This window comes from Vibrio sp. 1580 (assembly GCF_033340055.1).
The window spans coordinates 1-548 of sequence record NZ_JAWOVT010000612.1 but is presented as its reverse complement, the minus strand read 5'-3'; the positions used below and the strand labels follow the sequence as shown (position 1 = coordinate 548).

General features: G+C 45.8%; 1 pseudogene. It reads left to right on the top strand.

Features of this window, described 5'->3' with window-relative positions:
• A pseudogene (locus R7093_RS27440) lies at positions 1-548 on the top strand (diguanylate cyclase); the annotation flags it as partial.

The window sequence follows — 548 nt, the reverse complement described above, 5'->3', positions numbered from 1 at the left end:
GTCACTACGCATTTTGATGCCAATTTCAGTGAATGACGTTCGACAGGGTTACTTAGTGTTGAATGTCGATATCGAGTATCTGTCATCCCTTCTCAACTATTCACCAGTGCGAGATTTCCACATCGAGTTGGTTAAGCACAACGGCTTTTATATCGCGAGTCCTGACGAGTCGCGCTTGTATGGCGATATTATTCCTGAGCGTTCTCAGTTTAATTTCTCGAACATGTATCCAGATATATGGCCGCGAGTGGTATCTGAGCAAGCGGGGTACTCTTATAACGGTGAACATTTGATTGCGTTTAGCTCGATTAAGTTTGTCTCCAACGAACCTTTGCATCTCATCATCGACCTCTCGAATGAGCAGTTGTCAAAAAGAGCGACGCGCGACATCAATGACCTTATTCAAGAATCCTTGTTTGTATTAAGTCTTGTGCTGGTTTTCACTTTGCCAATTACCGCGTTGGCGCTGCATTACCGTCGCCATAGTGTGGAATCGAAGTTAGCCCGTGCCGCACTCGATGGTATGACCGCCGTCATGATTTCTGACG